At 63.3% G+C, this 18,302-nt stretch carries 20 protein-coding genes; 8 read left to right on the top strand and 12 right to left on the bottom strand.

All coding sequences use genetic code 11. The annotated features are described in order from the left end of the window. Position 1: 1 nt before the first annotated feature. The gene (locus KXR72_RS09480) at positions 2-769 is read right to left on the bottom strand and encodes an ABC transporter ATP-binding protein (RefSeq protein ID WP_437420861.1); all 768 of its coding nucleotides are present in this window, start codon (positions 767-769) and stop codon (positions 2-4) included. Further along, complete coding sequence (locus tag KXR72_RS09475; RefSeq protein WP_437420860.1) at positions 763-1,527, bottom strand: siderophore ferric iron reductase; 765 nt, start codon at positions 1,525-1,527, stop codon at positions 763-765. The genes KXR72_RS09480 and KXR72_RS09475 overlap by 7 nt, the downstream gene beginning before the upstream one ends. 178 nt (positions 1,528-1,705) lie before the next feature. On the opposite strand from KXR72_RS09475, the gene KXR72_RS09470 reads away from it, so the two are divergent. Together KXR72_RS09470 and KXR72_RS09465 are read left to right on the top strand one after the other, a co-directional pair. Beyond that, on the top strand, positions 1,706-2,158 hold the full coding sequence (locus tag KXR72_RS09470) for a PA2169 family four-helix-bundle protein (protein ID WP_437420859.1): 453 nt from the start codon (positions 1,706-1,708) through the stop codon (positions 2,156-2,158). A 198-nt stretch (positions 2,159-2,356) separates the two neighbouring features. Next, on the top strand, positions 2,357-3,277 hold the full coding sequence (locus KXR72_RS09465) for an AraC family transcriptional regulator N-terminal domain-containing protein (RefSeq protein ID WP_437420858.1): 921 nt from the start codon (positions 2,357-2,359) through the stop codon (positions 3,275-3,277). Positions 3,278-3,355: 78 nt separating this feature from the next. Here the strand turns inward: KXR72_RS09465 and KXR72_RS09460 are convergent, their stop codons facing one another. The 6 genes from KXR72_RS09460 to KXR72_RS09435 form a co-directional block, all read right to left on the bottom strand. Further along, positions 3,356-4,093: an SDR family oxidoreductase gene (locus tag KXR72_RS09460; protein WP_437420857.1), complete on the bottom strand. Its 738-nt coding sequence runs from the start codon at positions 4,091-4,093 to the stop codon at positions 3,356-3,358. Between the two features lie 115 nt (positions 4,094-4,208). Beyond that, positions 4,209-4,679, bottom strand: coding sequence for a nucleoside deaminase (locus KXR72_RS09455; RefSeq protein ID WP_437420856.1), 471 nt, complete (start codon positions 4,677-4,679; stop codon positions 4,209-4,211). A 231-nt stretch (positions 4,680-4,910) separates the two neighbouring features. Beyond that, positions 4,911-5,690 carry an ABC transporter permease gene (locus KXR72_RS09450; RefSeq protein ID WP_437421329.1) on the bottom strand — a complete coding sequence of 260 codons (780 nt, stop codon included), beginning with the start codon at positions 5,688-5,690 and terminating at the stop codon, positions 4,911-4,913. Then, positions 5,677-6,474: an ABC transporter ATP-binding protein gene (locus tag KXR72_RS09445; RefSeq protein WP_437420855.1), complete on the bottom strand. Its 798-nt coding sequence runs from the start codon at positions 6,472-6,474 to the stop codon at positions 5,677-5,679. The genes KXR72_RS09450 and KXR72_RS09445 overlap by 14 nt, the downstream gene beginning before the upstream one ends. Positions 6,475-6,479: 5 nt before the next feature. Next, positions 6,480-7,457 carry an ABC transporter substrate-binding protein gene (locus KXR72_RS09440; RefSeq protein WP_437420854.1) on the bottom strand — a complete coding sequence of 326 codons (978 nt, stop codon included), beginning with the start codon at positions 7,455-7,457 and terminating at the stop codon, positions 6,480-6,482. A gap of 231 nt (positions 7,458-7,688) precedes the next feature. Then, positions 7,689-9,182: a phosphate ABC transporter substrate-binding protein gene (locus tag KXR72_RS09435; protein ID WP_437420853.1), complete on the bottom strand. Its 1,494-nt coding sequence runs from the start codon at positions 9,180-9,182 to the stop codon at positions 7,689-7,691. Positions 9,183-9,411: 229 nt separating this feature from the next. Between KXR72_RS09435 and KXR72_RS09430 the strand changes: the two genes are divergently transcribed. From KXR72_RS09430 to KXR72_RS09410, 5 genes are all read left to right on the top strand, one after another. Further along, positions 9,412-10,695 carry an ABC1 kinase family protein gene (locus KXR72_RS09430; protein WP_437420852.1) on the top strand — a complete coding sequence of 428 codons (1,284 nt, stop codon included), beginning with the start codon at positions 9,412-9,414 and terminating at the stop codon, positions 10,693-10,695. A gap of 13 nt (positions 10,696-10,708) precedes the next feature. After that, positions 10,709-11,410 (top strand): SDR family NAD(P)-dependent oxidoreductase, encoded by a 702-nt coding sequence (locus KXR72_RS09425; protein WP_437420851.1) that lies wholly within the window; start codon positions 10,709-10,711, stop codon positions 11,408-11,410. Between the two features lie 256 nt (positions 11,411-11,666). After that, on the top strand, positions 11,667-12,224 hold the full coding sequence (locus tag KXR72_RS09420; RefSeq protein WP_437420850.1) for a PAAR domain-containing protein: 558 nt from the start codon (positions 11,667-11,669) through the stop codon (positions 12,222-12,224). Further along, positions 12,221-13,003 carry a hypothetical protein gene (locus KXR72_RS09415; protein WP_437420849.1) on the top strand — a complete coding sequence of 261 codons (783 nt, stop codon included), beginning with the start codon at positions 12,221-12,223 and terminating at the stop codon, positions 13,001-13,003. The genes KXR72_RS09420 and KXR72_RS09415 overlap by 4 nt, the downstream gene beginning before the upstream one ends. Next, positions 12,988-13,371, top strand: a complete 384-nt coding sequence (locus KXR72_RS09410; RefSeq protein WP_437420848.1) for a DUF7079 family protein — start codon at positions 12,988-12,990, stop codon at positions 13,369-13,371. Before KXR72_RS09415 ends, KXR72_RS09410 begins: the two co-directional genes overlap by 16 nt. 257 nt (positions 13,372-13,628) lie before the next feature. Here the strand turns inward: KXR72_RS09410 and KXR72_RS09405 are convergent, their stop codons facing one another. After that, on the bottom strand, positions 13,629-14,288 hold the full coding sequence (locus KXR72_RS09405) for a glutathione S-transferase family protein (protein ID WP_437420847.1): 660 nt from the start codon (positions 14,286-14,288) through the stop codon (positions 13,629-13,631). 83 nt (positions 14,289-14,371) lie between these two features. Here KXR72_RS09405 and KXR72_RS09400 point away from each other — a divergent pair, with 83 nt between their 5' ends. After that, positions 14,372-14,941, top strand: coding sequence for a TetR/AcrR family transcriptional regulator (locus KXR72_RS09400; RefSeq protein WP_437420846.1), 570 nt, complete (start codon positions 14,372-14,374; stop codon positions 14,939-14,941). A gap of 265 nt (positions 14,942-15,206) precedes the next feature. On the opposite strand, the gene KXR72_RS09395 is transcribed toward KXR72_RS09400, so the two are convergent. The 3 genes from KXR72_RS09395 to KXR72_RS09385 form a co-directional block, all read right to left on the bottom strand. Beyond that, on the bottom strand, positions 15,207-15,794 hold the full coding sequence (locus KXR72_RS09395; protein ID WP_437420845.1) for an exopolysaccharide biosynthesis protein: 588 nt from the start codon (positions 15,792-15,794) through the stop codon (positions 15,207-15,209). A 548-nt stretch (positions 15,795-16,342) separates the two neighbouring features. Beyond that, positions 16,343-17,284: an AraC family transcriptional regulator gene (locus KXR72_RS09390; RefSeq protein WP_437420844.1), complete on the bottom strand. Its 942-nt coding sequence runs from the start codon at positions 17,282-17,284 to the stop codon at positions 16,343-16,345. Positions 17,285-17,312: 28 nt separating this feature from the next. Continuing rightward, positions 17,313-18,146: an oxidoreductase gene (locus KXR72_RS09385; protein WP_437420843.1), complete on the bottom strand. Its 834-nt coding sequence runs from the start codon at positions 18,144-18,146 to the stop codon at positions 17,313-17,315. Positions 18,147-18,302 lie beyond the last annotated feature (156 nt).

Genomic DNA, 18,302 nt, shown 5'->3' with positions numbered 1-18,302 from the left:
ACTAGCTCACCACGGCGATGTTGCGCGGGTGACCGGGCTGCTGGATCAGGCGGATGTCGACATCGTAAAGCGCGCTCAGGCGTTCACCCGAGAGCAGGTCGTCAGGCGTTCCGTCGAAAAATAGGCGGCCGCCCTTCAGCGCGACGATACGGTCGGCGAAGCGGGCAGCCAGGTTGACATCATGCAGGATGGCAACGATGGCCCGGCCCGTCTCGCGGTTGAGCGCGCGCAGCAGGGTCATCAGCCCGTACTGGTGGGCCAGGTCGAGCGCGGAAGTGGGTTCGTCGAGCAGCAGCAGCGGCGCCTGCTGGGCCAGCAGCATGGCAACCCAGGCGCGCTGTCGTTCACCGCCGGATAGGCTGTCGGCCAGGTGATTGGCGTAACGGGTGATGTCGGTCTGTTGCAGCGCCTGGTCGATGGCGTGCTCGTCTTCGGGTTGCCAGCGAGCCAGCAGCCCGCGCCACGGAAAGCGCCCGAGCCGCACCAACTCGTGCACGGTGAGCCCGGCCACGTCCGGCAGATGCTGCGGCAGGAACGCCACCTTTTGCGCAAAGGCGCGCTGGCGGTAGCTGGCCAGCGGCTTGCCGTCGAGCTCGATATGGCCGCGGTCGGGGGCAAATTGCCGGGCTATCAGGTTCATCAGGGTCGACTTACCGGAGCCGTTGTGGCCGAGGATCACCGTGAAGCTGCCGGCCTCCACATGCAGCGCATCGAGTGCCAGCACGCTACGCCCGTCGCGGCGTACCTCGATGTCATGCAGGCTCAGCATGCCAGGGCTCGCAGGCGTTGCAGCCGCTCGTCGCAGTCGAGTTTCGGGCAGCTGTCGCAGAGCTCGCCATCGGCGCGGCGGAAGTGCTGGCAGCAGACCTTGCGACCCATGCCCAGGCAAGTGCGGCCATCGTCCAGATCGAGCACGGTCAGGGCGCCGCCGCCAGGGAGCCCCAATGCGCCGAGCCAGTCGCGCTCGGCTTCGAGCAAGGCGTCGTCGCTGATCGGCTCGTTGCGCTGCGCCAGCAGCAGGGCCGCGCGCACGCAGTCGGCGACCAGCAGGCGCGCCATCTTCGGGTAGATGTTCGTGACCGCGTTGAACTCTGCCAGCTGCGCCTCGACGAAGGCCGTCAGCTGTTCGCTCGCGCAGCTGATCAAGCTCATTGGTTGACCGCGATAGGGACAGTGCGCCGGCAGGCGGAAGCCATGCACGGAGCCTTCGTTCATCGACTGGCCCATGTTCGCCAGGCAAGGCGCGCGGCCGCACAGGTACACCGCCAGGACGCTCAGGTAGATGGGCTGCCAGATCAATAGGGACCAGCTGCGCGCCGACCAGTAGTGCGGGCCGGCTTCGGGGTGATGTTGCTGCCAATGCGCGTGCAGGGCGGCGACCCGAGCCTCGTTACCCGACCTACCACAGACCAGGTGTCGCCCATCGGCCATGCCTACCTCGCCAGCAAGGCCGGGCAGAGCCTGGGCGGCGGTGTCGAGAAGCTGGAGAAGGTCGCGGCAATCCTGGGGCATGGGATCGAAGGGCATTCGTTTGAATGCGAGGAGTGTACGCCCGTTATTGAGAATGATTCAAATTTGGCGAATCGATGATTCCCATCGACCCACCGAGCGGTGCGCCTGAACCTTTGCCGCGACGGGGCAGTCGACTTTCAAGGGTGGCCGGACGACCGTCTGGCCCGTCATCAACGCGACAGGAGAACCGTCAATGGATAACAAAGACACCGTTTCCGTACTCAACGACCTTATCGAAACCTGCAAGGACGGCGAGAAAGGCTTTCGCGAATGCGCCGATGACCTGAAGAAGCCCGAACTGAAAACCACCATGACCCAGCGTGCCCACGACTGCGCTACCGCCGCGGCCGAACTGCAGCAATTGGTGCGTACCCTCGGTGGCGACCCGGAGACCAGCACCAGCACTGCAGGCGACATGCACCGCCGCTGGGTTGATCTGAAGACTGCGATCACCGGCAAGAACGACGAGGCCATCCTCAACGAGTGCGAGCGCGGCGAGGACGTCGCCCTCAAGAGCTACCGTAAGGCGCTGGAAAAAGACCTCCCAATGGACGTTCGCTCGGTAGTCGAGCGCCAGATGCAGGGCGTGCAGCGCAACCATGACCAGGTAAAAGCCCTGCGCGACGCCGAACGCGCCCGCAGCTGACGGGTGCACGCCTCGTTGGGTCGGGGCTTTTACGAAGCAGCGCTTAGGCGGCCGCTTCGTGGGAGCCACGCCCCGCGGTGAATGTACGGCACAGGCCTGCCGAGGCTTCACGGGTGGAGGCTTCCGCCAATGGGCGGGCCTATCACAACCTGGCCAAGCTGCTAACCTTCCAGCCTCGTGTTTCGGGAGGCTGGCTTCATGAATTCTTTCATCACTCCGCTCGGCGATGATCTGGTCGCGCAGCGCGCCGAGCTGGCGCGGTTGATCGAGGCGCTGGTCCACGAGGATGGCATGCACGCAACGGCCATCGAACCCTTGCACCTGATCCGCTGCGCCAACCCCAGCGAAACCGTGTACGGCCTGCACAAGCCGGCGTTGTGCATCATCGTGCAAGGCGGCAAAGATGTCTGGCTGGCCGACGAACACTATCGCTACGATCCGCTGCACTACCTGGTGGTCTCGGTAACCTTGCCGGTGGCCGGCTGCGTGATTCGCGCCTCGGCGGACGAACCCTACCTGTGCATCCGCCTGGACATCGACCCGTCGCTGATTGCCGCGCTGGTCACCGAAATCGACCCGGCCCCGACGCCAGTTGAAGTGACCGAGCGAGGGCTTTACCTGGACCGCATCGACAGCCCGTTGCTCGACGCCACACTGCGGCTGGTCCGCCTGCTGCATGCCCCGAATGACATCCCAGTGCTCGCGCCGCTCGCCCTGCGCGAGATCTTCTACCGGTTGCTGCGCGGGCCGCAGAGCGGACGGCTGCAAGCGGTAGTGCTGCAGGGGAGCCAGTCACACCGGGTCAACGACGCCATCGAGTGGCTCAACCATAACTACATCGAACCGCTGCGCATCGACGAACTGGCGCGGCGGGTCAACCTGAGCAGTTCCAGCCTGCACCACCGCTTCAAGGCGCTGACGGCCATGAGCCCGTTGCAGTACCAGAAGCAACTGCGCCTGCAGGAAGCCCGGCGCCTGCTGATGACCGAAGGGCTGGACGTCGCCGCTGCGGGTTATCGGGTCGGCTACGAAAGCCCGTCACAGTTCAGCCGTGAATACAGCCGACTTTTCGGCGCGTCCCCGGTCAAGGACATGGCCCGCCTGCGTAACATCGCCTGATCAGGGGGCCTTGATGCCTAGGCGGCCCTAAAAGCAGCTGCCAGCGGGGCGCCGAGCAGGGCTTTCACGTCGGCGGCCTCAGTAGGGGCTGGCGGTCGGGCGAACGATCAGTTCGCTGACGTCCACGTCCGCGGGTTGGTCGACGGCATAAGCGATGGCGCGGGCAATGGCCTCGGCGGGGATGGCTCCCTTGCGGAATTCCCGCATCGCCGCGCGGGCACCTTCGTCGGAAATGCTGTCGGCCAGTTCGGATTCGGTCACGCCGGGTGCGATCAGCGTGACGCGGATGTCACCGCCCACTTCCTGGCGCAGCCCCTCGCTGATAGCCCGCACCGCGTACTTGGTCGCGCAGTACACGGCCGCTGTCGGGCTCACTGCATAAGCGCCGATGGACGCGATGTTGATGAACTGCCCCGAGCGCTGACGCTGCATGAGCGGCAGGCCAGCAGCAATGCCATGCAGCACACCGCGGATGTTCACGTCGATCATGCGGTCCCATTCCTCGACCTTAAGCGCCTCGAGCTTGGAGAGCGGCATGACGCCGGCGTTGTTGATGATCACGTCTACGCGGCCGAAGCGCTGCTCGGCGGCGTCGATGAATGCCTGCATGTCCTCACGCCGGGTGACGTCGAGGGCCTGCGCGATGGCCTCGCCGCCAGCAGCATTGAGTTCGGCCGCCAGGGCTTCGAGGCGGTCCAGCCGGCGTGCGCCGAGTACCACTTTCGCGCCCCGGCTGGCGAGCAGGCGGGCCGTGGCTTCGCCGATGCCGCTGCTGGCACCGGTGATGACGATGACTTTGCCTTGGATATGGCTCATGCGTGATTCCTCCCGTCTCAGTCGTTGCGGCATCATTTGCCGTGGAAGACATGCTAGGAAAGCCCGGGAGTGGCGCGTTAGGCGGATTCTGCCGCGTGTTTGCCTGATTCTGGCGCTACCAGATCCCCTCATGCAGGGCTGCGGCTTCGTCCTCGAGCAGCGGGCCGACAACCTCGACGGCGCGTTGCCCGCTGCCGAATACGACGCGGCAGGGTAGGTCGAGCGTCGGGTTCTCCGGGTGGTCGCCGGTCAGTTGCTTGAGGCGATGCTCGGACAGGCCGTACACCACGCGCCCCAGCCCCACCCAATAGGCGGCCCCGGCGCACATCGCGCAGGGTTCCGCCGACGTGTACATGGTGCAGCGGGCAAGGAAGTCAGGCGCGTAGCGCGTCGAGGCGCGGGTCATCAGCACCCGCTCGGCATGGCCGGTCATGTCGTGGTCCGGCATGTAGGCATTGCCCTGTTCCATCAGCACGTCTCCATCCGGCCCCACGAGAATGGCGCCAAACGGATGGGTGCCGCTTTCAAGTGCCCGGCGCGCCACCTCGAAGCTCTGGCGCAGAAGGGTAAAGTCCTGATCGTTCATCGGCGAATCTCGTTGGTGAATCGTCTGTGTGGATCGCCAGCAAGCTGGCTCCTACGAAAAGCGATGCAGCGTGCCGGCCCTGTTGTAAAAGCCAGCTTGCTGGCGAAGGTCGGATCGCGAGCAAGCCCGTTCCTGCGAAAAGCGGTGCAGCGTCCGGCTGCTGTCTGTAGGAGCCAGCTTGCTGGCGATCCGCAGCCACACCGCTGCTGGCGCACGCCTACAAGGCGCCGATCATTGCTGCTGGCCCTTCGGCAAGCTCCAGGGAAACAGCAGCTTCTGTAGCAGCCCAATCAGGTGAAACAGCATCAGGCTGATCACCACCAGCATCATCAGGGCCGCGAAGGCCTGTGGTACCTGGAACATTGAGGTAGAGAAATTGATGAAATAACCGAGGCCTTTTTCCGCCGCGACGAACTCCGCCACCACCGCGCCGATTACTGCCAGGGTGATCGAGATGCGCAGCGCGGAGAACAGGTGTGGGATCGCATAGGGCAGGCGGATGTTGCGGTACTCGCGTGAGCGCGAAGCGCCAAGCGAGCGCGACAGTTCCACCAGTTCTTCGGGCGTTGCCAGTAGCCCGGTAACACACGACACCACGATCGGGAAGAAGGCGATCAGAAAGGTAATGAACACGCGCGGCAGGTCACCCGCGCCCATCACCACGACGATGATGGGCGCAACCGCGACGATTGGCGTCGACTGCACGATCACCAACAGCGGATAGAGCGTGCGCGACAGCAGCCTCGACGACGCCAGTGCGACGGCCAGCGGAATACCGATCAGGATCGACAGCGCGTAGCCCATCAGCGTGACGCGCAGCGTGGCGAGCACATGATCGGCCCAGCCGGCGAAGCCGACCTTGGCGGTCGCCGCGAGGATGGCGCTGGGCGAGGGCAGTACGAAGCTTGGCACTGCGAACAGCCGGCAAGCCGTTTCCCAGCCCAGCAGCAGGACGAGAAATGCCAGCCAGGGCGCCAGGCGTTCGGCGTATTTGAAGTCAGACACCAGCATGACGCGAGAAGACTTGCCGGCGGATATGGTGGGCGAGCTCATTGAAGCGGGGCTCCGTCAGGGTTTCGAGGGACCGCGGGCGCGGCAGGTCGACGTCGATGATTTCCTGCACGCGGCCGGGGCGCGCCGACATCACCAGGATGCGGTCGGCTAGCAGCAGCGCCTCGGGAATTGAGTGGGTGATGAACAGCACCGTCTTCGGGCGCTGGGTCCAGATGCGCAACAGCTCGAGGCTCAGCTCGTCGCGGGTCAGGGCGTCGAGCGCCGAGAAGGGCTCGTCCATCAGCAGGATTTCCGGGTCATGTAGCAGCGCACGGGCAATGGCAGCGCGTTGCTGCATGCCGCCGGACAGCTCGTCCGGGCGTTTACCGCCGAACTCCTGGAGCCCGACGGTTTCCAGCAGCTCTTCGGCGCGCAGGATTTCCTGCGCCGTCACGCGGCCGTACTTGTGACGCATGGGGAAGGTCAGGTTGTCGCGAATGTTCAACCAGGGCAGTAGGGTCGGCTTCTGGAACACGATGCCGATTTCATCGCGCGGACCGGTGACCGGCTTACCGTAGATGCTCACCTCGCCGTGGGTCGGTTTGACCAGCCCGGCCAGCACCCGCAGCAAGGTCGACTTGCCACAGCCGGACGGGCCGATGACGGCGATGAACTCATGCCGGCCGATGCCGAAGCTGGCGCTGTCCAGCGCCGTCACCTCGCTGCCGTCGGAGGAGGTGAAGACCTGGGTGACGCCATCGAAAACGATGCTCGGGTGGCTGGCTTGCAGGGCGGCGTTCATCGGGCTCACTCGGCAAAGCGCGCATCGATGGCCGTAGCCGGATCAAGGCTATCCAGCGCGAGCCCCTGGGCGCGGGCGACCCAGTCCCAAGTGGTTGCCAGGCGCTTGGCGTCGAAGCCCTGGCCTTCGGCGTCACGGATCTCGTTCTTCATCAAGGGTACGGAAGCGGCGAACTGTTCCTCGGCCTGCTGCTGATCAACGTCCGGCACCATTTTCTTCAGCGCAGCTGCCGCAGCAGCTGGGTCGGCGATGGCATTGGCGTTGGCCTGCAGGTAGGCCTTGACGAAACGCTTGGCCAGGTCCGGGTTGCTCTGCAGGAAGCGCTGCGAGGCGACCAGCGAGAGGCCATAGCCCTCGAACCCGTATTCGGACCAGGGCAGGATCTTCAGCTGCTTGTCCGCTTCCCCCAGCGCGCGCTCGAAGCCCGGCGCGACGGGGATCCAATTGATGGTGGCATCCACTTTGCCGGTGGCAAGCATGGGCGCGAGTGCCCCGGGGTCGAGCTTGAGCAGCTTGACGCTGTCCGCCGCGATGCCGTTGCGTTCTAGCAGCAGCGGCCAGACGACATTGGATGCGGAGAAGGTGGGGGTCGCGACCGTCTTGCCGACGATATCGCTGAAGCTTTCGATGCCTGCGCCTTCGGTGGTGAAGAAGGCGTCCGGCTGTTTGTTGTAGATCGGCGCGACGGCCACGACCGGCACGTCGCCTTGGGCCTTGGCCTGCAGCACCGAGGCCAGCCCGGCGGAGCCGAAGTCCGCGCTGGCCGTTGCCAGTTTGGTGACCACATCACTGCCGCCACGGGCGCTGGCAATCTCGACCTCGATCCCTTCGGCGGCGAACAACCCCTGCTCGACACCCAGGTAGATGGCGGCTTTGTCGCCTGCCGGCAACCAGTCGTTGAGCCAGCGAACCTTGTCTGCGGCCAGTGCGGATTGAGACAGCAATGCCAGCAGGGCGCTGGCGACGAGGGTGTGCTTGAGCATGCAGTGCATCCTTGAAGTCGGTTGGCTTCAAACCGTATGCAATAAGCGCGTCAGAATTGGCCTCGTCTCGTACACAAAATGTCGCTTCTCACTGCTAAGCCGCAGCGGGCGCGGTCTTCCGGCAGACTGCGGATAATTGCCGCAGCCGTGAAACGCTTCGGAATGAGGCCTGCTCTGCACCGTTTGAGAGCGGATTGAACCGGCCCTTGCGTTATCCGGGAGCAGGGGAGGCTAGCGGGCCTTGTCGTGCCCATCACGCGCTTCGATCTCGAAGGCGATGCTCCAGTTGTGCAGCGGATAGGGCTTGCCGACCAGCGCCTCGATGTTCGCTTCGGCGGGCATGCCCTGATCGGGCCGGTACTCGTAGTGGGCGTCCGCCAGGGTCGGATCGCTGTCGCGCAGCTCGCCGGCGCCGCCGGTTTCGTGGCTGGCGTAGCGAATCGTCGGTGCACCGTCCAAGTCGCGCGCCACAACCAGCCGGACCACCGTGTCCGCCACCGCCTTGATCGATTCCACCGGCACCTTGCCCTGCTTGTCGGTCAGCACGAAGCCGTAGTTCTCGATCATCCGTTGCTGGTGCGCGATGTAGGGTTCCTCGAACGCCAGGGGCGGATGCGGCACATGGAAATCGATGAACACTTCACGGCCTTCGACTGTCGCACCGATGGGCGACAGCGGCACCCAGCCGCGGCGTTCCACCACCACCTGGTGATAGACCTTACCGAGCATCTGGCCGACCCACCGGTAACCGTTGGCAGAGAGATGAGTGCCCTTGTCGACATAGGGGTAGACCGGCCCGGCGAGATACCAGCCCGGTTCCTCTTGCGCCAACTCCCACTGCGCCATGCCAATATCGAGGCTGCCATTGACGACCGATGTCTTGGCGTCGGTTTGGTAGCTGATGAATGCCGGCATACGTGGCTGGCCGATGGCTTTGGCGGTGTCTTCGTTCAGGTCCGCCCGAAGCTGGCGCGCCATCTTCTTGTAGGTAGCCTTGTCGTTGATACCGCCTTGCACCTCGGCATAGTCGTATTCGCCCTGCAGCCAGAAGAACGCGCTGAGCGCATAACGCCCGCCTTGGGCCTCGGCGACCTGCCGAGCCTGGTCGACGGCCTGCAGCACCCGGCGATATTCGTGTGTACCGCCCGTCTTCGACAGTTGCGCGATGGAGCGCCCCGACGTCGCTGCGTTGCTGGCGACAAGCACATGTTCCGGATCGGAATCGATGCCCTTGCCTTCGAGATAAAGCCGGCGCGCCAGATTCAGCGCGCCGACCTCGACCGATTCGCCTTCGTCCTGGGCGTGTTTGTCGAGCGCGGCCACCTCTTCTTCGGTCAGCAAAACCTTAGGGTCGCTCTTGCGTTGCACCACCGCCCGGAGCGGCTTGAACGTGGCGCCGCCGACGGGCACGAAGCGGTCCCCGCTATAGGTGGCCGAGCGGGTGGCATCGCCCAGCATCAGGTTGTCGTAGCGCGGCGTGGTGCTCAGGGCCGGCCAGCCCTCGGCTGCAGAGGCCAGTGACTGGCCAAACGTGATGACATGGTTGTAGGTCGCGCTCAGCGCGGGCGCGCGGTCGCTGCCGGCTTCGACGCGCTGCGCGGTGAGGCGCTTGTTGCGGGCGTCACGCTCGGCCAGGTCGTAACCGGCCAGTGCGGTCGTGGAAGCGAACAGCAGGGCGCCGAGCAAAGCGGCAGAACAGGAGCGAATCGGGTGCGCGAGGGGCATGGAAGGTCCTTCTGTCGAAACGGGCGAGCCGTGTAGGCCACTGGCTGGTGTTCGACGGCTCGCCTGGCCATGAGTTCGCCGCGCCTGCATGCCGATCAAGGGCGGCACGGCTGCGGCCCGCATGTGGCCTGGCCTGGGGGCGCCGGCACGCAACAGGTTGCAACCATTGCCCCTTGGATCCCCTGGCAAGCTGGCCCATGATCAGCCTTTGCCTGTCGCGGTGACCTCCATGGCCTCACGTCCATCGGCTTCCTCCCTTGGCCGCCTGCTGCGGCTGGGCGGCACTGGCGCGCGGATCGCCGGCAACCTTGCTTTTCAGCGCATCACCCCTGGCAAGGCGCGCATCGACTGGGAGCCGGTCGGCACCTTGCTCGGTGACACCCTCGGGCAGATGAAGGGTCCCGTCCTCAAGCTCGGCCAGCAGGCTTCGCAATGGCAGGACCTGTTGCCGCCACCCGTTAGTGCCGCGCTGGCGCGCTTGCAGAATCAGGTGCCATCGCTCCCTTACGACTCTCTCAAGCCCCACCTGCAAGGGCTCTATGCGGGCCAGCTCGACGCGCTTTTCGAGCACATCGAGCCGCAACCCGCTGCTGCCGCGTCGCTAGGGCAGGTGCACCGGGCACGCGACCGGCAGGGGCGGGCGCTGATTATGAAGATCCAGTACCCCGGCATTCGCGCAATTTGCGACGCCGACTTGCGCCAGCTACGACGGCTGATGCCACTGGGGCGCCTGTTCGGCACACCCGCGTCACGCCTGGAGGCGGTGTACACCGAGCTCAAACGCGCCATTGACGAGGAACTCCACTACGACGCCGAGCGCGCCCATCTCGATGCCTTTCGCGATCACTTCGCCGATTGGCCCAATCTTCGTCTCCCTTTCGCAGCCGCTGAACTGTGCCGCCCGGGTGTGCTGGTGCTGGAGGATGTACCAGGCCGCTCGATGGCCGACGTGGAACGGGCGCTGCCGGAGACTCGCCAGCGGCTGGCCGAAACCCTCTGCAACTGGTTGGCCGAGCAGGCGTTCGGGCTGCAACGGCTGCATGCCGACCCACATCCCGGCAACCTCGCCTGGACCGACGCCGGTGAGCTGGTGGTCTATGACTTCGGCAGCGTGGTGCGCCTGGAACCTCGCCTGCTGGCCGGCTACGTGCAGATATTCGAAGCATTGCGCGGCCCATCGAGCGAGGCGCTGGAGGCCGGCTTTCAGGCACTCGGCGGGCGGCAACCGGGCAGCCAGCCGCCGCACGGCCTGTACCGCCGTATTCATCTGTTGCTTCACCCACTGCTGCAACCGGGTGCGCAATGGGATTTTCGCGGCGCTGCGCTGCACCAGCGGCTGTCCGAACTCTTTCCGCTGATGATGTCCGCGCTGGGCAGCCTGCAACCGGCGTCCGGTACGCTGCTCGTCAACCGCACCCTCGAAGGGCATTACTGGAATCTCTATCGACTGGGTGCCTGCTTGCCCATCGCCGACCTGCTTGCCGAGCACATCACGCGCTGGGCCCGGACCTGACTGGAGACGATGAATGCGGATGGATTCCTTACCCAACGGCTTTCGCGCCCTGGTGATCGGCGCCTCTGGTGGAATCGGTGCTGCTCTGGTCGCGCAGTTGCAGGGCGATGCGCGCTGCGCTGAGGTGATTGCGCTCGGCCGTACCACCTCGCCCAGGCTGGATCTCACCGATCCGGCCAGCATCGAGCGGGCCGCGAGCGCGGTGGCCGGGCAGGGGCCGTTCCACCTGATCGTCCACGCCGCCGGCGTGCTCCATGGCGCTGACTTCATGCCGGAAAAGCGCCTCGCCGACCTCAACCAGGAGCAATTGCTCGCGACCTTCCAGGTCAACACCTTCGGCCCGGCGCTGGTGCTACGCCACTTTTGCCCGCTGCTCGACCGCCAGCGCGGCGTGCTCGCCATGCTCTCGGCCAAAGTCGGCAGCATTGGCGACAACCGCCTTGGCGGCTGGTACAGCTACCGCGCCTCCAAAGCCGCGTTGAACATGCTGATCAAAACCGCCGCCATCGAAGTGCGCCGCACCCAACCCAACGCCGTCCTCCTCGCCCTCCATCCCGGCACCGTCAACTCACGCCTCTCCCACCCTTTCCGCGGCGCCGAAATCGGCCGCCCAGCCACAGACGCGGCGCAGAACCTCCTGCGGGTTATCGATGGCTTGGGGCCGGAGGCGAGTGGTGGCTTCTATGCGTACAGCGGCGAGGGGTTGCCTTGGTAGGGAAGGGCGGTCGCGCTTGATGTTGTGTTTGCGTGGGAGATGTAAACGGGCAGCTTTCGGCCAGAAGCGGTCATTGAGCATTTACGAAACGAAGGAAGATTCCGACTTCCAACTCCATGGCGAATTGGATCTCGTTGGGGCTGACCATAAATGCAATGCGCGATGAAGATCACCGCAACGCTCTAATCCGTCCGCTACAGTGGCCTGCCGTGATCCAACGGATCCATTTCTGGACGAAACCACGAGAAGGACTCTCATGTCAGGCAAACCCGCAGCTCGCCTGAGCGACCCAACCTCCTGCCCGGTCCCCGGACATGGCACGCCGGCCATCACGTCCGGCTCCCCGGATGTGCTGTTCAATAACCTCCCCGCTGCGCGCCTTGGAGATGCTGCTGGCTGTGGCCAGGCCATATCCGGTGCTGTCTCTTCCACCGTATTTATCAACGGCAAGAATGCGGCGATGCTAGACAGCACGCTGAGCCATGGCGGAGTAATCATCGGCGGATCGGGTGATGTGCTGATTGGTGATACGGTTATCACGTCGCCCTTCACCGCCCCGCCACCTCTGGCGACCGACAAATGGATCAGCTTTCAGATTCCGGCAACTGAGTGCTACGCCGGCTGGAAGTGCATCGCCCACTTTGATGACGGATCTAGCCTTGATGGCGTCATCGGCAGCGACAACCGAGTAGCCTTTAGCAATCTCTCGGGGTCAATCTGCACCCGCGTTGAGATCCCCGTACCAGAGGCTGGCGAGCAGCCCGCCGTAACGGACAAGCTGCTCGCTATCATCTTTGAGAGTAGCCAGGTATGACGGAAAGCATTGAGGTACTTGGCCAATACCAGACTCAGAGCGCTCACACCCTGCCTGGCTCGCCACTCGACGAGGCCCTCGCCAGCATGGAAGGCGTGGCGACAAGATTCTCACTTGATGCCATTAGGGACGCGCAGACACGCGCCAGCTACGCCGCAAACATCAAGCGGATATCCGCTCAGGTACGGTCGGATGTGGCAGCAGGCAAGATAAGCAGCCAGGCAGGGGTCGAGTTCTGCCACGAGATGCGCAACAAAATCATGGCGGAGCACCGCAAGCTGACTTCGGCTACCGGGCTCGCCAAAGCACAGCAGCACAAGCAAACTCCACCAACCCTGCCTGAACTATTCGAAAAGTACGCCACCCGCAAGTTTGGTAAGCCCTACGAGGCGCTCACGATCGAGCAAAAGCGGCAGATCCACTATGAAGTCCTTGAATCCTCTGGCCGGGACAACGCCAAGTTTACAAAGGGCTCGGATCGCCTGCGCATCATGGGCAAGGTAGGCATCATGGTCACTGCGGCATTTGCAACATACGAGATCCTCAATGCTGATAACAAGGTAAAGGAGACTGCACGCCAAGGCATGATTATCGGCGCCGGCGCTGCTGGCGGGTTTCTCGCAGGCCTTGGCGTCTCGCTCGTCTGCGGCCCTGGCGCTCCTTTCTGTGCTATTGCCTTGGTACTTGCAGGCAGTGCAGCTGGCGGAGTTGCAGGCAGCCTGGCGGCCGATGCCCTAGATGACGAACTCGAGGAGCTCTCCAAGTGGGAAGTGTTTTGACACACGACGACAAAGTTCGTTTATGGTCGGCGCTTTCGGACGTCTTCATCGACAACGAGATCGATTATCCGGCAATAGCACGGGAGGTGGCAGGATACGACCGTGCTGCGGTAAAGGAAGCCTTCTTCGAGGAGGTGGCACCCGTCTGCTACTCGAACATGCAGGCACCTATACCACCGATATGGACGGCATTCGACAGCACCCGTCTTGCCGATACCATTGACAGCAACCAGCAGGCTCGTCGGACTTACAGATTCCACCGCATGCGCCACAAAGTTCTTGTCGCCTACCTGCGTTTTCGACTTCGTGGGGAGTGGAGTCGAATCGAGCGAGAGCTGGAAGGACATGATTTGCAAAGGACTAGCTGAGGTCTGTATGACTGCGCTGGCGTGCTGCGCATCGAGCCGACCCTGGCCGTCTCGCCCCCCGGGCGCTTTCATCGCTAACCCAAAGAGGTGATCACGAGAGCACTGGCCGCAACCGGCCAAGAGCGGCCGGTCAGCAGAAGATATATCTGTGAACAACGCGCGCAGCCGCGCCAGCTATCTGAAGTACTGGCTATAGCGCGAGGCCGCCGACAGCGACGGCAGGTTGTCGGCGGCGGCGCTTGCGACGATATAACTCTCTAGCCTACCGGCTGCAACTCGCTGAAGTCGGGCGCAACCAGTACCTTGTGCCCCGACGACCGCTGACGCATGCGCTGAAGATAGGCCGCGAGCCCTGGTCGCCCGGCCAACCATTCCCGCCTTGGCATGCGCGTCAGGTAGTCAAGCATCGGGGTCAGCAAGGCGTCAGCCAGGCTATAGCGGGGGCCACAGAAGAAGTCCCGTTTGCCGAGTTCGCCATCTAGCATAGCTAGGGTCCGGTCGACGGCCTGCTCTGCTTCAGCCAGCGCGGGGCCGGCGAGCGGTTTGGCAACGCGCGGGCCGAAGACTTGTAGCAGGTAGCGGCGAATGAGACAGGTATCCACCGTGGTGATCAGTGCGCTGGCCCACTGATCGACCAGGGTTTGGCTAGCGGCATCTTCCGGCTTCAACGAGCTGTCGGGAAATGTTCGGTCGAGATAGCCGCAGATCGCCAGGGTTTCGAAAACTCTGTTCCCGTCATGCAGGAGTACCGGCACCTGGCCGAAAGGATGCAAGGCGAAGTGCTCGGCGCTGCGCAGGGGCACAGGCAGGCCGTCGACGCTCATCCCGCTGCCGGCCGTTATTCCTTTTTCCAGGCAATACAGGCGCACGCTGCGTACCAGCGTGCTGAAAGCGGGGCCATAGATATGTAGAGCCATCGTAAAGCTTCCTTCTTCGGAGAGAGGCGTGCATGCTGCCAAGTCGCACTGTATGTTCAAGAACATAATTCGGAGGACTCTCGATGGCTTGGCCAGAAAACCGTTGCGATCAGACCAAGGAACGCATTCTCGACAGCGCAGCCCGGCTGTTCTCGCTGCGCGGCTTCGATGCGGTAGGGATCGACGAAATAATGGAAGACGCCGGTCTGACGCGCGGGGCGTTCTACCACCACTTCCGCAGCAAGGCGGAACTCTACGGCCAAGCCATCGCCCACGCTGCCCGAGTAGGCGCCGCGCACTTCGACACCTTGGGCGAACAAGGCCTGAGCAGGCTGGTGGACGGCTATCTACAGAACGACCACGCGCAAGGAGGCAACCCGCGCTGCCCTCTGGCGTTCATGGCCATCGACGTGGCGCTGCAGAAAGACCCCGTTCGGCAAAGCTACACGCGCACTTTCAGCGGCTTTGTCGAGCGCCTGCAAGCCGCATTGCCGGTGAGCGCCGGAAGCAGAGAACAGGCGCTGCAGCTGGCTGTGATGATGGTCGGCGGAGTGACACTGGCACGTGCGTTGGACGACGTGGAGCTCAGCGAGGAGTTACTCGCCGCGTGCCGCGGGCGCAGTCGGGCAATGCTAGAGAGACCTTCACAGTAGCGGCGTCCGACCGTGGCCAGGGCGACAGACCGAAATATTGGTCGAGATCTGCCGCCATGACCGGCCGCTTAGGGCGTTTCAGCCGAATTCGACAGGCTGCTCCTGGCCGATAGCTGACGGTCATGGCTATCAGCAAAAGCGCGGCGCAAATACATGCGGGGCAAACTCCCGGTCAGCTGTCATGGCGCTAATGCCAGCGTTCAGCGTTCAGCGTTCCGCAGCGTGCGACCGCAGCCGCGATAACCTTAGACATGAATCAACCGATCTAACCGGCGAAACCGAAGTACCAAACGGCCACCGGGACAGCGGACAACAACACAAGCGATGCAAGGATCAGCGCTCCGTCCCGCGTCAGCAGGCCGGCGGCAAACAGCGCGATCACGGCCGAGGCGATGGAGCCCGACGTCGGAATAATTTCCATGAACGGCATGAACAGCGTCAGACACAGCACCAGGATCAACGGCAACCAGAGCCATGGGCGCTGACTGAGGAAGGTCAGCCGCGCTTTCAGAAATCGTTCGACGAAATGCACCGGCTTGCGCAACCAGCCGATGCCTTTGCAGAGCTTCTGGCTGGACATCCGCCTGCGGGTGATGAAGCCCGGCAACCAGAGGCAGTTGCGCCCGGCAATCATCTGCACGACAAGGATGAAGACGACCGTAGCGACGACCGCTGTGATGCCCGGTATGGCGCTCGCCGGGGAGGTGGAGATGAGCGAAAACACAAGCATCAGCGAAGCAAAGGAGTGTTGCCCGAGCCGCTCGATCACTTCTGATACCGCTATGCTCTCGCCGTGGATCGAGCTCTCAAGTTGATCGAGAACGTCACTGAGGGCATGTGTTTCCTCTGCCATAAGTTACTCCGCCGAGTTGCATGAAATCGAAGGCCAGAACGACTGTGCTTTGGCGGAAGCCCGCCGCTGTCAGCGGCCGTGACCGCAGCGTTCCGCTATCGCCGAGGCTGATACAGAGGCCCGCAGGCGACAAAACCCTCGAACCCGATGGCAAGGGTTTGCGAAGCCGTTCGGAGCGAATGCGTTCTGTCGATGCCTTCCGAACCCCTTGGGCTGCATCCTGAGTGAGTGCCTCATTGGTATGTCTGATTACGCAACCGCTCAGGAATTCCGGCCCGAGGGCCTAAGTCCCACGGTAGAACCCGGAGCTGGGCGGGCCTTTCCGCTTTGTCTGCGCAACTGGGTTTTTCGAGCAGACGTTAGGACTCGGCCTAGGAACACGGATCCTTCGATTGGCCGCCTGGACCGGAACCAGCAATCGGTCAGGCGGTTTGGGCTGACTGGAGACAGCTGCCGAAGGCTGCTGCGGCCAAAGGCAGACACTCGTATCGAGGTCGGGCGCTTGGATTACTTCACTGATGACCCGGGTTAAGCCAATCCAGCGCTCATCAGTGTGATGACACAAAAGGCGACTGTGTCCGTGGAGCGGGCAACTCGTATGCTGCTTTCATCCACGTAACCTCGGCGAGGGGAGTGCGGCCAAAGAGGCGCTTGAAGTCGCGGCTGAATTGCGAGGCGCTTTCATAACCGACCAGAAATGCAGCCTTGGCTGCCGTGATGTCGTTACGCAGCATCAATAGCCGCGCTTGGTGCAGCCGTGTGGATTTGAGGTATTGAATGGGCGAGGAGTCGGTCACTTTGCGAAAGTGAAGGTGAAAGTTGGGCACGCTCATCTGCGCTTCTTGGGCCAGGGTTTCGACGTTCAAACGCTCCTGATAGCAGCAGTGGATCTTGTGAATGGCGCGCGTCACTTTGCCGAATTGGCCCTGCTGGGCGATGGCCGCGCGCAGGGTGCCGCCCTGGTCGCCGGTGAGAATGCGGTAATACAGTTCGCGCAGCATGGCCTGGCCGAGAATCTGCGCATCAGTGCTATCAGCCATCACCTGCAGGAAACGTAGGGTCGACTGGCGCAGTGGCTCATCCATGGGCGAGGCGTACATGCCCATCGGTTCGGCCATGGTGAAGCCACGCACCTCATCCACTTGCTGGATCAGCTCGGCGGCCAGGGTGAAGTCCAGCCGCAGGTAGACCGCCAGCATTGGCTCCGCTTCGCTGGCGTCCGTCTCCATGGTGAAGGGCACCGGTACCGATACGACCAGATAATGCTGGGCGTCGTAAACGTAAACCTCATCCCCTAGATAGCCGCGTTTCTGCCCCTGGCAGAGGATGACGATTCCGGGCTCGTAAAGCACCGGTGTGCGTGTCAATGGGCGGTTGGAGCGTAAAAAACGCACATCATCCAGCGGGCTCAGGTTGTAGCCCTCGAGCGGCGCCAGCCGGCTCATCAGCTGCACCATTTCAACGGTAATCGGGTCTTGGTTCTCGGCCATCGGCTGCCCTGTTTTTTCCCTTCAATGCTCAACCATCGATGGAACAGCTGAGCGCCTGCCATTGCTCAATACTCTCGGCCGAGCGCCGTAGCTTGTCACGCACCAGCGCCAGTGCATCACTGCCTAGCAGCAGGTGGGTCGGCGGGCTGGGGCTGGCGATAATCGCCAACATGGCGCGCGCGGCTTTCTGTGGGTCGCCCAATTGGTGGCCGCTCTTCTCCTCGCGGGCTTTGCGCACCGGGTTGAAGCTCGCATCGTAATCGCTGATGCTTCGCGGCGTGCGCTGCATCGAGCGCCCCGCCCAATCCGTACGAAACGAGCCTGGCGCTATGGCGGTGACGAAGATATTGAACGGCGCCAGCTCCTGGCTCAGGGTGTCGGAAATACCTTCCAGCGCGAATTTACTGCCGCAGTAATAGGCGATACCCGGCATGGTGATGTAGCCGCCCATGGAGGTGATATTGAGGATATGCCCCGACCGCCGCTGGCGAAAATAGGGCACGAAAGCTTTGGTAACCGCTACCGCGCCAAACACGTTCACGTCGAATTGCTGGCGCATCGCTTCAAGCGATGACTCTTCGAACACGCCTTCGTGACCATAGCCGGCATTATTGACCAGCACATCCACTGGGCCATGCTGGGCCTCCACCGTGGTGGCGACGGCATCGACCGCATCGAAGTGGGTCACGTCCAGCACCACGGCATGGGCCCGCTCCGGGCACAGTGCCTCGAAGGCCGCGCGGGCCGATTCACTGCGAACAGTGCCGATGACTCGGTGGCCCTGAGCGAGCGCCTCCTTGGCCAGGGCCTGACCGAAGCCGCTGCTGACGCCGGTGATAAACAGGGTTTTGACTGCACTCATGGGGCGGGCTCCTGAGAGATAGGGTGCAGCCATGCTAGGAAGGGGAGGTTTGTTGCGCTATGCCATATCGGCTCTAGTCATTGCCTATTCCTATCAGTAGGGTTCGGCACGCCGCGGATCGCTTGTTTAGGCAAACGCAGTACCTGGGCCGTTACG

The sequence above is a fragment of the Stutzerimonas chloritidismutans genome (genome assembly GCF_051486945.1).
Lineage (GTDB): Bacteria > Pseudomonadota > Gammaproteobacteria > Pseudomonadales > Pseudomonadaceae > Stutzerimonas > Stutzerimonas chloritidismutans_B.
This window is presented reverse-complemented; position numbering and strand designations above follow the sequence as displayed.

Coding starts and splice junctions, on each gene's coding strand:
- KXR72_RS09400 (WP_437420846.1), top strand. CDS start 14,372: ATGGCTTGGCCAGAAAACCGTTGCGATCAGACCAAGGAACGCATTCTC.
- KXR72_RS09445 (WP_437420855.1), bottom strand. CDS start 6,474: ATGAACGCCGCCCTGCAAGCCAGCCACCCGAGCATCGTTTTCGATGGC.
- KXR72_RS09455 (WP_437420856.1), bottom strand. CDS start 4,679: ATGAACGATCAGGACTTTACCCTTCTGCGCCAGAGCTTCGAGGTGGCG.
- KXR72_RS09450 (WP_437421329.1), bottom strand. CDS start 5,690: ATGCTGGTGTCTGACTTCAAATACGCCGAACGCCTGGCGCCCTGGCTG.
- KXR72_RS09435 (WP_437420853.1), bottom strand. CDS start 9,182: ATGCCCCTCGCGCACCCGATTCGCTCCTGTTCTGCCGCTTTGCTCGGC.
- KXR72_RS09460 (WP_437420857.1), bottom strand. CDS start 4,093: ATGAGCCATATCCAAGGCAAAGTCATCGTCATCACCGGTGCCAGCAGC.
- KXR72_RS09425 (WP_437420851.1), top strand. CDS start 10,709: ATGCGGATGGATTCCTTACCCAACGGCTTTCGCGCCCTGGTGATCGGC.
- KXR72_RS09475 (WP_437420860.1), bottom strand. CDS start 1,527: ATGCCCTTCGATCCCATGCCCCAGGATTGCCGCGACCTTCTCCAGCTT.
- KXR72_RS09405 (WP_437420847.1), bottom strand. CDS start 14,288: ATGGCTCTACATATCTATGGCCCCGCTTTCAGCACGCTGGTACGCAGC.
- KXR72_RS09470 (WP_437420859.1), top strand. CDS start 1,706: ATGGATAACAAAGACACCGTTTCCGTACTCAACGACCTTATCGAAACC.
- KXR72_RS09480 (WP_437420861.1), bottom strand. CDS start 769: ATGCTGAGCCTGCATGACATCGAGGTACGCCGCGACGGGCGTAGCGTG.
- KXR72_RS09465 (WP_437420858.1), top strand. CDS start 2,357: ATGAATTCTTTCATCACTCCGCTCGGCGATGATCTGGTCGCGCAGCGC.
- KXR72_RS09390 (WP_437420844.1), bottom strand. CDS start 17,284: ATGGCCGAGAACCAAGACCCGATTACCGTTGAAATGGTGCAGCTGATG.
- KXR72_RS09395 (WP_437420845.1), bottom strand. CDS start 15,794: ATGGCAGAGGAAACACATGCCCTCAGTGACGTTCTCGATCAACTTGAG.
- KXR72_RS09415 (WP_437420849.1), top strand. CDS start 12,221: ATGACGGAAAGCATTGAGGTACTTGGCCAATACCAGACTCAGAGCGCT.
- KXR72_RS09430 (WP_437420852.1), top strand. CDS start 9,412: ATGGCCTCACGTCCATCGGCTTCCTCCCTTGGCCGCCTGCTGCGGCTG.
- KXR72_RS09440 (WP_437420854.1), bottom strand. CDS start 7,457: ATGCTCAAGCACACCCTCGTCGCCAGCGCCCTGCTGGCATTGCTGTCT.
- KXR72_RS09385 (WP_437420843.1), bottom strand. CDS start 18,146: ATGAGTGCAGTCAAAACCCTGTTTATCACCGGCGTCAGCAGCGGCTTC.
- KXR72_RS09420 (WP_437420850.1), top strand. CDS start 11,667: ATGTCAGGCAAACCCGCAGCTCGCCTGAGCGACCCAACCTCCTGCCCG.